Origin of the sequence: Chryseobacterium piperi, from assembly GCF_002285635.2 — a bacterium.
Classification (GTDB): domain Bacteria; phylum Bacteroidota; class Bacteroidia; order Flavobacteriales; family Weeksellaceae; genus Chryseobacterium; species Chryseobacterium piperi.
This window is the reverse complement of the sequence record NZ_CP023049.2, coordinates 3,103,918-3,117,517: the sequence shown is the minus strand read 5'-3', so window position 1 is coordinate 3,117,517 and position 13,600 is coordinate 3,103,918. Positions and strand designations below refer to the sequence as shown.

The window sequence follows — 13,600 nt, the reverse complement described above, 5'->3', positions numbered from 1 at the left end:
ATATCTAGTGTCTATAGAGAAAAACTCTCTCCACAACCACATGTTCTGGATGCATTAGGATTGTTAAAAACAAACCCTTTTCCGTTCAAACCTCCTGAATATTCAAGAATTGTACCCGCTAAATAGAGGATAGATTTTTTGTCTACAACAATTTTCACATCATTGTCTACAATAATTTGATCTGTTTCTGCTTTTTGGTTGTCAAATTTTAAAACATACTCCAAACCAGAGCACCCTCCACTTTTCACCCCCACTCTTATATAATCTTCAGCAGGGTTAAAGCCTTCCTCCGTCATAAGTTGGATAGCTTTTGCCTTCGCTTGATCTGATACTGTTATCATTGTATTTATTTAGAATGATTTAATGTTGCAAAAATACGAACTAATTTCCGCAATCTCAAATTGAAGATATCTATTTTAATAATTCGGATCATTCTAAGCAGACGATAAACATGATTGTTAATACTAAAAGTGATGTAAGTTTCTTTTTTGGGCTCTGTAAATTGTATTTTTGATTTAACTTTAATCGGTATTTTATATCTATAAAAGAAAATAATGAAAAAGAAATTATCTGTCTTTTTTGTATTCTTTTTACTAACAATGTCCTATGGACAGACGGTAAGATATATTTATGAAACTTCTATTAACCCGGATTCTATTAATCTTGTAAGCCTGAAGACTGAAAGAACATTTCTGGATGTTAAAGGAAACCGGTCTTTATTTATCAGTGAACATAAATTGATAAAAGATTCTTTATTAACCACTTTTAAGTTGCAGGCAAAGGATGATCGGAAAAAAGATAATAAAGATTTTATAAAAACAGGACTGGAAAAAAAGATGGAGCTTTCTTTTTTTGAATACTTTATTACTAAAAATATCCCTGAGAAGAAAATATATTACTACGACAGAGTAGGCGGGAGGCAAATTTATTATCTGGAAGATCGGCCTATAAAGTGGGAAATAACAAATGTTACCGAGAATCAGAACGGTTATTCTGCTCAAAAGGCAGTTACCAGTTTTGGAGGAAGGACATGGACTGCATGGTTTGCAAAAGATATTCCTGTTTCAGACGGACCATATAAATTCGGTGGATTACCAGGGCTGATTGTAAAACTGGAAGATGAGAGAGGGGATTATAAGTTTGATCTTGCCAAGAAAGTTATCATTCAAAATTCTTATGAAGAAAAAATAAGTCCTGAAGCTAAAGAAAGTACCAGAATTAATTTTACAGGTGACAAAGCAGCCATAGAGTTGGAACTAAACGGAAACAGAAAAACAGCTATGCTGGGTAATGAGAGAGGAGATATGGGCTCGGGCGGAGGAAGACGAGGTGGAGGAATGAAAGGTGGAGGTCGTGGTGCCGGGGGCCAAGGAATGCCTCGCAGAGGAATGGGAGGTGAGTCTATGCCAATGTCAAATCCGATCAGTAATCAGGGGAATTTCTCTTTCAAGAATAATACGATCCAAAATCCAATTGAATTAAATAAATAAAAGATGAAAAAATTAGGTATCATTACTTTAGTTCTGTTTATGCAAAATATTTTTGCACAGGCTAATAGGTTTGTATATCAGGTTACTATGAAGCCTGATGCAGCTAATAAAAGTAACATAAAAACTGAAAATGCATATCTGGATATTACACAGGATAAGTCTCTTTTTTATTCTGAAAACAGAGTAAAAAGAGATTCTATTATGCAGAAAACCTTTCAGAGTGGTGGAGCAATCAGCTTCAATAGAGATCAAATGGAAGGTTTGAGATCTAATATTAATTATTCTGTAGAAAAAGATAAAAAAAATCAAAAAGTTTATTTTAAAGACAGATTAGGAAGAGATACCTATTCTTATGAAGAGGATCGTCCATTGAATTGGAAAATTTCATCTGAAACGACAAAAATAGGAGAGTATAAAGTTCAGAAAGCTGAAACTGAATTTGCAGGAAGAAAATGGACGGCATGGTTTACTACTGATCTGCCATATCAGGATGGGCCGTATAAATTTAATGGCCTTCCAGGATTGATTGTAAAAGTGGAAGATGGCCAGGGAGACTATTCTTTTGATTTGATGAGAAATTATAAAGTTGCTTCTGTAGCTGGTTTAAATCAGAGAGGAAGTATTATCAAAGTGAAAAGAACTGATTTTTTGAAGCAGCAGGAAAAATTTAAAACAGACCCTATGTCTTTCATGAATCAAAGTGGAGGAGGTGGCCGTTTTGCACAGACGGTAGTTATCGGAGGAGCAAGCAGAGGTGGAGGAAACCGGAACCCTGGTGATATGAGAAAGAGGATGGAAGAAAGGGTAAAAGAGGAGAATAAGAAAAATACGAATCCAATCGAATTGCAATAAAATAATATAATAAATAAAATAGGCTATCTCATTTTTGAGATAGCCTATTTTATATGCTGTTAAAACCTTTATTTCAAAAGCTGATTAAAAGTGTCTCCCTGTCGGATATCACCGGTATTATAACCTTTCATAAACCATTCTTTACGTTGGGCTGAAGAACCATGAGTGAAGCTTTCCTGATTAACATATCCCTGAGCTCTTTTCTGGATGTTATCATCTCCTACTGCCTGGGCAGCATCTATAGCTGATTGAATGTCTCCAGGTTCCAAAACCTGTCTTTCTTCATCTATATTTTTAGCCCAGACTCCGGCGTAAAAATCAGCCTGTAATTCAGTAGCGACAGAAACTCTGTTCATTTCCGCTTCAGAATATCTTCCACTTCTTCTTAGAGCATCTACTTTTTGAGTTGTTCCTAAAAGGGTTTGTACGTGGTGACCAACCTCGTGGGCGAGTACATAAGCTATGGTAAATTCAGTTACTTTAGCACCGAATTTTTGTTGTAATTCATTAAAGAAACTCATGTCCATATAGACTTTCTGGTCTGCAGGACAATAGAAAGGGCCCATTGCCGATTGTGCAGTACCACAGGCAGAACGCGTAGTGTCTTCAAAAAGAACAACTTTAGGGGCAACATAAGTCATTCCATTTTCTTTAAAAACCTTATCCCAGGTAAGGGTGTTCCAGCCACTCATCATATCGACCATTTCGCCAATCTTTTGTTCATTGGCATTGAGCTCTCTCTGTTCTGTCTGGCCTTGCGACGGCATACTGCCTGAGCTTAATATGCTGGACGGGTCTCCTCCTAAAAAGAAAACGATTGCCGCAATAATTAATGTTCCTAATCCTCCTCCAACGATCATTCCTCCGCCCCCTCCGGAGCCTCTTCGGTCTTCAACGTTTCCGCCTCTATCGTCTGTCCATTTCATAGTAAGTAATTTTTATATGTAAATTTAAAACTAATATTGATATTGCCTTATTATTTTTCAAACCTCCCGGAAATTAATTATCTCAACGGTTAAGCTGATTGGTTTTTAACCAGTATGAGGTTGATTGATATGCTGAGATAGCCTGATCTGTAATTTTTTGATTGGTATTCTTCACAGGAGTCTCATCATAGTAAATATTAAATTCAGGAGCCAGTTGATTCGCTTTTTGAGAAAGTGAATATTGTTTCACTTTTTTCACTGGTGAGATCACGGTCAGAAATCCATCTTTTACAAATCCCAGATCTTGGTATGTTGCAATATATGCCTTAGGCTGAAATTCTTTTTTAAATACATCCTGTCCCAAAAACTTAGACTGATAATTAAAGTTAAGTAATCCTAATACCGTAGGCATAACATCTATCTGAGACATCAGTTGATCAAACTTCTGAGGTTGTATAAAGCCATCAGAAAATACCATTGCCGGGATTCTATATTTATCCATTGGCAACGCTGTGCTTCCTGCACTTGATGCACAATGATCTGCAATAATCACAAATACTGTATTTTTATACCAGTCTTGTTTTTTTGCCATTTCAAAAAACTTACGGAGTGAGTAGTCGGTATATTTTACACCTCCTTCTCTTGATTTGGCATCTCCCGGTATGTCTATTCTGCCATTAGGATAGGTAAATGGTCTGTGATTGGAAACAGTCATCCAATGGTTGAAAAAAGGCTTTCCTGATTTTGACTCAGCATTCATGGTTTGTATTGCCTTTTTGGCCATATCTTCATCTGCTACTCCCCAAACATTAGCAAACGTAATTTCTTCAGGTTTAAAGTTATTTCTGTCAACGATTCCGTATCCGTTACCTTCAAAGAAATCCTGCATATTATCGAAATAGCTGTAACCACCATACAAGAATTTCACATCATATCCTTTAGATTTAAAGACACTTCCTGTTGTGAATTTATTTTTATTATTTTCCCTTTTAATAATACTTTCTCCAGCGGTAGGGGGAATGCAGAGCGTTAATGCCTCTAATCCGCGAACCGTTCTGTTTCCTGTTGCATACAGATTGGTAAACATCAGGGAATGATTAGCCAAGCTGTCTAAAAATGGAGTTATTTTCTGATCGTTTCCATAATGTTGCATGAATTCAGCAGATAAGCTTTCAATGGAAATAAGGACAACATTTTTTTTGAGTTCCGGTTGGTCAGACGTGATTTTTCTTGATAAAACAGGTTCTGCATATTGACTTAAAAATTCTTTTTCAGCGGTCTTTTGATCAATCTGAGGATAGAATTGGAAATAATCCAATTCATTATGGGTAAACGCCCAGTAAAACTTAGGAAGTCCATTCGCCTCAATTTCTTCAGCAAATACATTAGAAGACTTTATCTGTGTTGTAAAGCTTAAGCCTGTTAAGCTAATGACAACAAGTAGAATAAAAGTACCCAATAAGACTGCTTTCTGCTTAAGGTTAGGTAGATCTATAAGCTCATCTTTTGTTTTCTTATAAATGAACCATGTAATTCCAAATGTAATAGCAGCAATGATTAAAAACAAAGGAATAACCGGATAGCTTTCCATAATGTTTCCTATGACTTCATTGGTGTAAATAAGATAATCTACTGCTATAAAATTATACCGAAGGCCAAATTCATTATAAAAGAAGTATTCGCTTACAGCATTAAATACAATTAGGAGTACATATAAAAACAGAGTAATGAAGTAAAGCGTATTCCGTATTTTAATTCTTTTGGAAGGAAGAAAAAGCATTAATGCAAAAAATAATGTTTTCAGTCCAATAAAAGTAAGTGCGATCTCGGCTATAGATCCTCCATATTGTTTAAATATATTATTGGGAATCAGTAGTATATAGAGAAAAAGGAGCACTAAGGCTCCTAATATTATATGTCCATAAGGTCTTTTATACTTAGCATTTGAAAGAAATAAAAAGTATAAGGCTAAAAATGAGCTGGCTAATACAAACACAAAAGCATCATTAATAACCCCGATGAATAATACTTTCAGTATCTCTAAAAATCCAAAACCAGAAGTAGTTATCGGATGAAAAAAGAATACTACTCTTAAAATTAATGATACGAGAAGATAGAATAATCCCAGGTATATAAAAGGCTTGATTTTTTTAGGATACATAATGGTTAAGTATTAAGAGTTTCCGAAACCGATATTGCTTTTTTTATCTGATAATTTCTTTTTAAAATCAATCATCGTTAATGCAGTAACGGCAGCCTCTACTCCTTTATTGCCTAAATCACCACCACTACGTGCAATAGACTGCTCTTTTGTATCGTCTGTAAGAACACAGAAGATGGTTGGTGTATCGGTTAAAATGTTGCAATCTTTGATTCCCTGTGCAACTGCAGATGATACAAAATCAAAGTGAGGCGTTTCTCCTCTAATGATGCATCCTATTGCAATCACGGCATCAAATTTTCGCTCTTTACACAACTGCATGCTCGCATAATTTAATTCAAATGCACCAGGCACGGTAAAAAGTTTTATGTTTTCGTCTTTTACTCCTTCTTTTTTAAGGATTTCTAAAGCTGCATCACGAAGATTGTAGGTTACAAAATCATTCCACTCAGAAAAAACAATGCCGATAGAAAAATCTTCGGCATTGTTTATATTAAGTGGCTTGTAATCCGAAAGATTAACTGTTGCCATTTTTAATAATATTTAGTCATTTCAATATAAGAATCAGACATTCCGTTATCGTAGTCCTGATATTTTTCATCAATTGTAGAGAAGTACTTTTTAGCATCTGCATTTTTCTTTAATCCTAATGCTACAATACCTGCTTTTCTTGTAAAATAATAAGTAGTATAAGGATCTGATGAAGCAGTTGCTGCTTTATCTAATAAAGCTAAGGCATCATCATTTTTATTAAGACCTGACTGAGCATCTGCCATAGCCCCATACTTCATTGCCATTAATGTCTTATTATCAGATGAAAACTTATCTAAAAGATCATAAGCTTCTTGGAATTTTCCTTCTTTAAATTTTAGTAAACCTGCATTATAAGCAGCAAGCTTCCCAATATCTGTAGAAGAGAAATCATTATAAGTTCCTACAAAACCTGGGTTTGCAGCAGATTTACCACCTAGCGCTTCTTTATCTTTACCTTCAGTAAGATTTTTTTGAGCGGCAAGGAAAGTTTTTACTGCTTCAGCATTTTGAGGAGCTACAACAAATTGTTTGTAAGCAAAAAATCCTAAAACTCCTAAAATCAAAGCTCCAAAAACAATACCTAGTGGTTTTGAATATTTTTCAAGGAATTTTTCTGTATTTAAAGCCTCTCTGTCCAGGTCCTTAAAAAACTCTACTGTTTCTTTACCTTCTTGCTCTTTTTGAGCATTCTTTGCAAGTTTTGCCATAAATTGTTAAAAATTGAATTGCAAATTTAATTGTTTCTGAGGGATTTACAAAATACTTTGAATGTATTATTTAATATTCTAAAATATGATAGATCTCGGCATTGAATTTTTTTAATTTTTCATCACCGTTTAAATCCTTTAAGGCAGTTAAAAAACTAAACTGGACAACTTTAGCCCCTTGTTTTTCAACAAGTTTTGCAGCTGCTTCTGTCGTTCCTCCGGTTGCAAGTAAATCATCATGAATGAGTATTCGCTGGCCGTTTTTAATCTGTCCTTCACGGGTTTCGATTTCCGCACTTCCATATTCCAGGTCATATTTTTCTGAAATAATTGGCGGTGGTAGCTTTCCTTTTTTTCTGATAAGGATAAATGGAACTTCCAAAGCAACGGCAATGGCTATTCCAAAAAGATATCCACGGCTTTCAATCCCGCAAACGGCATCTACTTTTCCCTTACTGAATTTCACCAGATCTTCTATAACCTCTTCATACAGCTTAGGATTTAGGAAAATGGGAGAGATATCCTTAAACTGTATTCCCGGAATGGGAAAATCAGGGATATTTTCAATGGTATTTTCTAGTTGATGAATTAATTCTTGTGAAGCCATTTAATTTATGGGTTGATTTTGTAACTGGAAATTTTCCAGTCTCCGTTTACATTTTTAAGTCCGAAAGTTACTTTCAAAGAAGTTACTTTTCCATTTTTGTCAGTTACATCATAGGTTGCATTGACGCTTGAGCTATTGGCATTAGCCGCATTAGCAGTAATGTTTTTAACACTTACATTTTTTACAGATCCAAATCCGGAAGTAGGATTAGAGAAAGACTCATAGCTTCCCCAGTTTGGATTGTTTGATGCTTCAAATGCAGCTTTAAGATTTTGTGAGCTGACGTTATTTAAAAATTTACTTACTGTATTTTTAGGATCGGCTGCCGGTTGTTTTGGTGTTGCCGGAGCAGTCACTGCTGGTTCTGTGGTTGTAGGAGGAGTAGAAACCCCGGTTGGATTATTAGGATCTACTACTGCACTTGGTTCCTGACTTGCGGTCACAGAATCTATTTTAGGAGGAGCAGGAACCTTCAAAGCAGAAGGGTTAACCTCTAGTCCAATTTTAGACATTTTGAAAGTTTTTGCAGTCGTTTTTACCGAAACAGTAATGTCGATTTTGTTATCAACTACTTTTGAAGCGAGAAGAGATGAAAACCTTAAATTAAACCCTTTAAAATTATTATCTATCATCAGATTTTTTGCGGTAGAAAGTTTTACCCCATTACTAAATACTTCTAGCGTGGTTTCTAAGCCGGCACCGGTAAATGAAACAGGATTTCCTGCATTATCAACAAGTCTCGGAATGATCTGAATAGCGGTAGCTCCGTTACCATCGTCTGCCGATGGGGTAGTCGTAATACTTAATGAATTGGCTTTAACATCATTCGGGTCACTTTCTTTTGCTTTTTCGTCTCCAAAAATATTCATTTCTCCTAATGAAGGAGGGGCCGTACTTGCCCATTCAATTCCATTTTTTTGAGCGACTTCGTCAGCCATTGTTAAGATTTCAGGAACTTTTTTTCCATTGATAAGCTGACCTAGAGCTTTCAATTCATTGACATCACCTTCTGCCTCTACTCCAAAAGTCTTAAGGATATAGAGTGCCTCATTAAACTTAATTTGTTTAATGGTTGAAAGGCTGGAGGCCATATCGTTGATACTTGATTGCAAAGTTTTTGTACTCGTAGCATCTACATGATCTTTCTTACATGCTGTGAAAAGCAATAAACTGCAAATTAGTAGAAGAGAAAACTTTTTCATTTTATTCGGTTTGCTACAAATTTAGTAAAACCTTTATTAATAGAAATTTTTTATTTTTTATTTTCTTGTTCTTTTAGATTTCCTTTGAAAAAAGAACTGAAAATACTTTGCATATTTGGAAAAGAAGGGTCTTGCCAGAACTTAGTTGTATAGTTACTGTTGTCTTTGTCGAATTTTACCTTTTGCACATCATTATCATTTTCAAACGAAAGTTCAGTTGGATAAAAATTGGAGTATACTTGAATCTGATTATAGTCAGGTTCACTTTTGTGTTTTAGTTTAACGAAAGTAAGTTCATTATATTCTAAAAAATCTTTCAATGTTTTTTGAGAGTCTTTTTCAAAGGAAAGATGTAAAACTGTTCTGATGTCGTAGAACCGATAGCCTAAAAAAGCAAATTCTTTTTCCTGCAATAATGCACCGGAGACTTCTATTTCATCTTTTCTGTTCCCCTTCAGTTCTTTAATCGTATTTATTTTTGTTTTATACTCTTCAGGATTTCCCAGGTTTTTAAGTTTTGGAAGTTTTAAAGAATTTCCATAATCCCAACTTGAAGTCTGCTTCTTTTCATTTTTAGGATCCTCTACTCTGTAAATCCTGTATTGTTGGACATTGGTGCTTTTTAATTTTTTGGTTTTATTATCAAAAATATAAGTAACGATTCCATCCGTATAACCGTTCAGTTTATTATTTACGGTGACATAAGAATTAAAATTGCCTTTTATGAAAATATATTTTGCAGGTTTATTGTTTTTAATAACTACCGTTTCAATTTCTTTTACCTGATCATTGATTTTTATAATGTCGTTGTTAAAGTCAGAATAGGAGAGGGTGGCTACTACAAAATTATCATAAACCAACTGAAATTTTTCCTGGGCCGGAGTCAATGTCTGTTTATCTATTTTACCTTCTATATTGGAGAAGGCTAAAATACTTCCGTCCTTTCCGAAGACAGAAACTTTGGGTAATGGTTTATTATCCTTCTCGGAAACAAATGTAATGGTTTGTGCATTCGTAAAATGGAACAACAAGATAGATAAGATTTGTAAAAGGAAGAATTTTTTCATGATCATTTGTTTTTGATGTTTTGTATGAAGATATAGATTGGTGGCATAAAAAAAGACTGATTATTTAATAATCAGTCTTTTAGAGTTTTATTTTGTTACAAGTCCTTAGAAAGGATACTCATAAATTTCAGATTCATGTAAGTAAGGGTTTCCTGTAGGAATCAATTTCAGTTTAGATAATGCTGACATTACGGTAAACATAAATAACCCAACTATAAATAGGATAGAACCTAATATCAATAAGAATACTTCAGGAGTTTTCCAGTATGGTCCTACCGTTCCTGGCATCACCATATTGAAGTAATCTAAGATGTGTCCTAAAAGAACTACTACAGCCATTACAGTAACTACTTTGTAGTTTCTCTTGATGCTACTACTTACTAATACCAATAACGGTAATACGAAGTTTACAATAAGCATTGGCAAGAATGTTGGCGAATAGTGCTGGAATCTTCCGAAGAAGTAGTTAACCTCTTCCGGTACGTTAGCATACCAGTAAAGCATAAACTGAGCAAACCATGTATATGTCCAAAGCATACTTGTTGCGAAAAGGAATACTCCTAAATCGTGTAAGTGGTTATCATTGAACTGAGGTAAGAAACCGTTTTTCTTAAGGTATACACTGATCAAAATGATCACGGCAATACCACTAGCCAGACAGCTAACCATTGAATACCAGATATACATTGTAGAATACCAGTGAGGGTCAATAGACATCAACCAGTCCCAAGCCCAAGCTGCAGAAGCAAACCCGAAGAAAGCGATATATCCTACTGCCCATCTGTAAAGCATCTGATAGTCTACTTTAGACTTCGTTTCATCTACTTTTTTAGATTGAGCTTTCAATTTCCATGCAAAGAAAGATGCTCCGATTACATATATGAAAGTTCTAAATGCATAAGCAGGAATGTTAAGGAACTTTTTCTTCTCAAATAAGATCACATCAAATTTCGGAGAGTCCGGGTTGGTTAACTCGGGATCCATCCAGTGAAAAAGGTGACCATTATGCGTAATATTCAATAGCATAAGGATGATCAGAATAGCACCTCCATATGGAATATAAGAAGCAATAGCTTCCATTACTCTTGTAATAATAATTGGCCAACCTGCATGAGAAGCATGCTGAATACAATAGAAAAACAATACTGCACAACTTACTCCAAAGAAAAATACAGCTACAAAGTGTAGTGATGCTAAAGGTTGGTTGTGAACTTGCATTTCTGCATGTTCTAAATGAGCAGCATGATCCTGAGGACCTACCATCTCACTTGAATGTGTAGGAGCATTATGACCTGAAGCGTGAACAGCTTCCATCATCTGTTCAATCTTTTCCGTGCTGATTCCTTTATTCAAGAAAAAACCAATACCAAATAGAACTAAACCTACAACAAGCAGTATTATAGAAGTTGATTTTAATTTTGGTGAAAAACTATACATTTCTTTTCTTATTTTTTAGTTGCGGTAGAATCTGTTTTTGCTGCTGAAGCTGCTGCTGGGGCTGCTGCACCTTTTTTAAAGGCACTCATTACATACATAGCAACTCTCCATCTGTCTCCTGCGTTTAATTGTCCTGCATAAGAACCCATTGCATTTCTACCGTTTGTTAATACATAATGAACAGATCCAACAGTAAGTTCTCTATCAGCGTAGTTAGGTACACCAGAGAAAGCACCGCTTTGTACGATTGGTCCTTGTCCATCACCTCCAGTTCCGTGGCATGCTGCACAAGTACGATCAAATAACATCTGTCCTCTTTCTATATCCTTTGCTGCATTAGCAGGATTTAGGGGAGAGGTTGTCATTTTTTTTGATGCATCGTATCCTGTATTATATTCATCTACATTTCTCGGAAGTAAACCTTCTTCAAAAATTCCGTCTTTATTTTGAGCTACACTCCCTTCTACGGGAGCAAGTCCTGTTGCAAAACTATTTTTAACAAATGCTGGAATTTCGTTTTCATGATCTGAATAAGCATCCTGAGCTTTCATCAATGGATCATAAGCTACTGGAAAATACATATCGGGAAAATATACCAATGGTGCATTGTCTTTTGGTCCGCAAGAATTAAGTAAAATCGTTGTTAAACCTAAAACTGCTGTAATTCTTAATACATTCTTTTTCATTTTAAGCATCTTTAACAGTTATTTCTTCAACTCCAGTTTCAATAAGCAACTGTTTTACTGATTCTACATCTTCAGTTACAAATTCCATCATAAACTTATCATCAGTAGTTCTTGGATCCGGGTTTTGTGCAGGAGCTCCTGGATACATCTTATTTCTTACTAAGAAAGTAAGAGACATCATGTGAGCTGCACAGAATACCATTAATTCAAACATTGGAACTACGAATGCCGGCATGTTGTGTCCCCAATCAAAAGCTGGTTTACCACCAATATTTTGAGGCCAGTCATGATTCATTACATACCAGGTTACTGTTGCACCGATTGTAACACCGTAAAGGGCGTAGATAAATGCTGCATCAGAGATTCTGGTTTTCTTTAAACCTAAAGCTTTGTCTAGTCCGTGAACAGGAAATGGAGTATAAACTTCGTTTATCGTTATTCCTTTATCATTGAATGCTTTAACGCCGTTCATTAAATCGTCGTCGTCCGCATAAAGTCCGTATACAATTTTAGTGGTGCTCATCTCCTTCTTTTGCTTTATAAGTTTCACCTGAGATTTTCAAAATCGATTTTAATTCAGCCTGTGCAATTACAGGGAATGTTCTTGCGTATAATAAGAATAATACAGAGAAGAATCCGATTGTTCCTAAATATACACCCACGTCAATAATCGTTGGCTTAAACATCGTCCATGATCCTGGCAAGTAATCTCTTGAAAGGTTGATAACGATAATATCAAAACGCTCAAACCACATACCGATGTTGATGATTAATGCAACAATAAATGTCCAGATAATATTCGTTCTTGCTTTTTTGAACCAGAAAGAAGCTGGGATGATTAAGTTACAAGTAATTAAAGCCCAGAAAGCCCACCAGTAAGGTCCTGTTGCAGCACCTGGAGATAGATATGTAAAGTCTTCAAATCTAGATCCTGAATACCATCCGATGAAATATTCTGTTGCATAAGCTACAGTTACCATACCACCGGTTACAACGATTACGATGTTCATAATTTCAATATGATACATAGTAATGTAGTCTTCAAGGTGACAAACTTTTCTTGCAATTAACAATAGTGTTTGTACCATTGCAAATCCTGAGAAAATCGCACCGGCAACGAAGTAAGGAGGGTAGATTGTAGAGTGCCATCCTTTAATAACCGAAGTTGCGAAGTCAAAAGATACGGTAGTGTGTACTGAGAATACAAGTGGAGTTGCCAAACCTGCTAATACCAAAGATAATTCTTCGAATCTCTGCCAGTGTTTTGCTTTACCACCCCAACCGAATGCTAGGAATGTATAAATTTTTCTTGTCCAAGGAGTTTTTGCTCTATCTCTGATCATTGCAAAGTCAGGAATTAATCCCATGAACCAGAATACCGTAGATACTGAGAAATACGTAGAGATCGCAAATACGTCCCAAAGTAGAGGAGAGTTGAAGTTCCCCCAAAGAGAACCAAACTGGTTAGGAAGAGGGAATACCCAGTATCCTACCCAAACTCTACCCATGTGGATTACAGGGAAGATGGCCGCCTGTACAACTGCGAAGATTGTCATCGCTTCAGCTGAACGGTTTACAGACATTCTCCAACGCTGTCTAAATAATAATAATACTGCTGAGATTAGGGTTCCGGCGTGACCAATACCTACCCACCATACGAAGTTGGTAATATCCCAACCCCAGTTAATAGTTCTGTTAAGCCCCCATGCTCCAATACCTGTTCCGATAGTATAAGCGATACACCCGAATCCATAGATGAATAGAACTAGTGCTGCATATAGTGATACCCACCATAATTTACCTGCTCTTTCTTCGATAGGTCGTGCAATATCTTCTGTGATATCGTGATAAGTTTTGTGACCAATAATTAGAGGTTCCCTTATCGGAGCTTCGTAATGTCCTGACATTTTTTACCTATTTATTATTTAAAC

14 protein-coding genes are annotated in these 13,600 nt (G+C 35.7%); 2 read left to right on the top strand and 12 right to left on the bottom strand.

Translation table 11 applies throughout. The features are described from left to right. Positions 1-11: 11 nt before the first annotated feature. Positions 12-341: a HesB/IscA family protein gene (locus CJF12_RS13540; RefSeq protein ID WP_034680828.1), complete on the bottom strand. Its 330-nt coding sequence runs from the start codon at positions 339-341 to the stop codon at positions 12-14. Between the two features lie 213 nt (positions 342-554). On the opposite strand from CJF12_RS13540, the gene CJF12_RS13535 reads away from it, so the two are divergent. Then, complete coding sequence (locus tag CJF12_RS13535; protein WP_084675583.1) at positions 555-1,490, top strand: GLPGLI family protein; 936 nt, start codon at positions 555-557, stop codon at positions 1,488-1,490. 3 nt (positions 1,491-1,493) lie between these two features. Then, on the top strand, positions 1,494-2,342 hold the full coding sequence (locus CJF12_RS13530; protein WP_034680825.1) for a GLPGLI family protein: 849 nt from the start codon (positions 1,494-1,496) through the stop codon (positions 2,340-2,342). A gap of 68 nt (positions 2,343-2,410) precedes the next feature. Here the strand turns inward: CJF12_RS13530 and ypfJ are convergent, their stop codons facing one another. The 11 genes from ypfJ to nrfD form a co-directional block, all read right to left on the bottom strand. After that, on the bottom strand, positions 2,411-3,268 hold the full coding sequence (ypfJ, locus tag CJF12_RS13525) for a KPN_02809 family neutral zinc metallopeptidase (RefSeq protein WP_034680823.1): 858 nt from the start codon (positions 3,266-3,268) through the stop codon (positions 2,411-2,413). 82 nt (positions 3,269-3,350) lie between these two features. Next, positions 3,351-5,429, bottom strand: coding sequence for an LTA synthase family protein (locus tag CJF12_RS13520; RefSeq protein WP_034680821.1), 2,079 nt, complete (start codon positions 5,427-5,429; stop codon positions 3,351-3,353). Positions 5,430-5,441: 12 nt separating this feature from the next. Further along, the gene (ribH, locus tag CJF12_RS13515) at positions 5,442-5,960 is read right to left on the bottom strand and encodes a 6,7-dimethyl-8-ribityllumazine synthase (protein ID WP_034680819.1); all 519 of its coding nucleotides are present in this window, start codon (positions 5,958-5,960) and stop codon (positions 5,442-5,444) included. A 2-nt stretch (positions 5,961-5,962) separates the two neighbouring features. After that, positions 5,963-6,670, bottom strand: coding sequence for a YfgM family protein (locus CJF12_RS13510; RefSeq protein ID WP_034680816.1), 708 nt, complete (start codon positions 6,668-6,670; stop codon positions 5,963-5,965). A 70-nt stretch (positions 6,671-6,740) separates the two neighbouring features. Then, positions 6,741-7,277, bottom strand: a complete 537-nt coding sequence (locus tag CJF12_RS13505) for an adenine phosphoribosyltransferase (RefSeq protein WP_034680813.1) — start codon at positions 7,275-7,277, stop codon at positions 6,741-6,743. Between the two features lie 5 nt (positions 7,278-7,282). Further along, complete coding sequence (locus tag CJF12_RS13500; protein ID WP_034680810.1) at positions 7,283-8,479, bottom strand: NTF2-like transpeptidase; 1,197 nt, start codon at positions 8,477-8,479, stop codon at positions 7,283-7,285. A 50-nt stretch (positions 8,480-8,529) separates the two neighbouring features. Further along, positions 8,530-9,546 (bottom strand): hypothetical protein, encoded by a 1,017-nt coding sequence (locus tag CJF12_RS13495; RefSeq protein ID WP_034680807.1) that lies wholly within the window; start codon positions 9,544-9,546, stop codon positions 8,530-8,532. A 105-nt stretch (positions 9,547-9,651) separates the two neighbouring features. Then, on the bottom strand, positions 9,652-10,983 hold the full coding sequence (locus CJF12_RS13490; protein ID WP_034680804.1) for a hypothetical protein: 1,332 nt from the start codon (positions 10,981-10,983) through the stop codon (positions 9,652-9,654). An 8-nt stretch (positions 10,984-10,991) separates the two neighbouring features. After that, complete coding sequence (locus CJF12_RS13485) at positions 10,992-11,678, bottom strand: c-type cytochrome (protein ID WP_034680801.1); 687 nt, start codon at positions 11,676-11,678, stop codon at positions 10,992-10,994. Next, positions 11,671-12,192 (bottom strand): DUF3341 domain-containing protein, encoded by a 522-nt coding sequence (locus tag CJF12_RS13480; RefSeq protein WP_034680798.1) that lies wholly within the window; start codon positions 12,190-12,192, stop codon positions 11,671-11,673. The genes CJF12_RS13485 and CJF12_RS13480 overlap by 8 nt, the downstream gene beginning before the upstream one ends. Continuing rightward, positions 12,179-13,576 carry an NrfD/PsrC family molybdoenzyme membrane anchor subunit gene (gene nrfD, locus CJF12_RS13475; protein ID WP_034680795.1) on the bottom strand — a complete coding sequence of 466 codons (1,398 nt, stop codon included), beginning with the start codon at positions 13,574-13,576 and terminating at the stop codon, positions 12,179-12,181. Before nrfD ends, CJF12_RS13480 begins: the two co-directional genes overlap by 14 nt. Positions 13,577-13,600 lie beyond the last annotated feature (24 nt).

What these genes read in the sequence shown, in the direction of transcription:
- CJF12_RS13540 (WP_034680828.1), bottom strand. Translation starts at nt 341, where the DNA reads ATGATAACAGTATCAGATCAAGCGAAGGCAAAAGCTATCCAACTTATG.
- CJF12_RS13535 (WP_084675583.1), top strand. Translation starts at nt 555, where the DNA reads ATGAAAAAGAAATTATCTGTCTTTTTTGTATTCTTTTTACTAACAATG.
- CJF12_RS13530 (WP_034680825.1), top strand. Translation starts at nt 1,494, where the DNA reads ATGAAAAAATTAGGTATCATTACTTTAGTTCTGTTTATGCAAAATATT.
- ypfJ (WP_034680823.1), bottom strand. Translation starts at nt 3,268, where the DNA reads ATGAAATGGACAGACGATAGAGGCGGAAACGTTGAAGACCGAAGAGGC.
- CJF12_RS13520 (WP_034680821.1), bottom strand. Translation starts at nt 5,429, where the DNA reads ATGTATCCTAAAAAAATCAAGCCTTTTATATACCTGGGATTATTCTAT.
- ribH (WP_034680819.1), bottom strand. Translation starts at nt 5,960, where the DNA reads ATGGCAACAGTTAATCTTTCGGATTACAAGCCACTTAATATAAACAAT.
- CJF12_RS13510 (WP_034680816.1), bottom strand. Translation starts at nt 6,670, where the DNA reads ATGGCAAAACTTGCAAAGAATGCTCAAAAAGAGCAAGAAGGTAAAGAA.
- CJF12_RS13505 (WP_034680813.1), bottom strand. Translation starts at nt 7,277, where the DNA reads ATGGCTTCACAAGAATTAATTCATCAACTAGAAAATACCATTGAAAAT.
- CJF12_RS13500 (WP_034680810.1), bottom strand. Translation starts at nt 8,479, where the DNA reads ATGAAAAAGTTTTCTCTTCTACTAATTTGCAGTTTATTGCTTTTCACA.
- CJF12_RS13495 (WP_034680807.1), bottom strand. Translation starts at nt 9,546, where the DNA reads ATGAAAAAATTCTTCCTTTTACAAATCTTATCTATCTTGTTGTTCCAT.
- CJF12_RS13490 (WP_034680804.1), bottom strand. Translation starts at nt 10,983, where the DNA reads ATGTATAGTTTTTCACCAAAATTAAAATCAACTTCTATAATACTGCTT.
- CJF12_RS13485 (WP_034680801.1), bottom strand. Translation starts at nt 11,678, where the DNA reads ATGCTTAAAATGAAAAAGAATGTATTAAGAATTACAGCAGTTTTAGGT.
- CJF12_RS13480 (WP_034680798.1), bottom strand. Translation starts at nt 12,192, where the DNA reads ATGAGCACCACTAAAATTGTATACGGACTTTATGCGGACGACGACGAT.
- nrfD (WP_034680795.1), bottom strand. Translation starts at nt 13,576, where the DNA reads ATGTCAGGACATTACGAAGCTCCGATAAGGGAACCTCTAATTATTGGT.